General features: G+C 69.4%; 1 protein-coding gene. It reads right to left on the reverse strand.

Features of this window, described 5'->3' with window-relative positions; genetic code table 11:
- Positions 1 to 354, reverse strand: a 354-nt coding sequence (locus tag KI686_RS17435; RefSeq protein ID WP_237590306.1) for an isocitrate lyase/phosphoenolpyruvate mutase family protein, incomplete at its 3' end; no start/stop codon positions are given.
- Positions 355 to 372 lie beyond the last annotated feature (18 nt).

Raw genomic sequence — 372 nt, forward strand, 5'->3', positions numbered from 1 at the left:
CTCGGCGAACGGCTTCAGCCTGTCCTCGACGTTCGCGCCGACGATGCCCACGCCGATCGCGAGCCGGGTGGTCTCCCCCGCGTCGCCGTAGCCATCGTCCAGGTCGGCCGAGACCGGCAGATCGACGGATGCTGCGATGCGCCCCACCATGTCGAGCATGAGCTCCCGGGGGATCTGCCCGTCCGAGTAGCCGAAGCTCGCCGCGATGGAGTGCCCCGCCGTGGCCAGTGCGCGCGTCTCCGGGAGTGCGGCGATCGCCTTCGCCGAGACGACGTCCCAGATGTTCACGACGCGAAGGATCTCGGGGGCGAGGTAGAGGTCGGTGAGTGTGCGGGCCTTGTCAGCGTTGCTCATGGCTCCACGCTAGTCCCG

Source organism: Polaribacter sargassicola, from assembly GCF_021991835.1.
GTDB lineage: Bacteria > Bacteroidota > Bacteroidia > Flavobacteriales > Flavobacteriaceae > Polaribacter > Polaribacter sargassicola.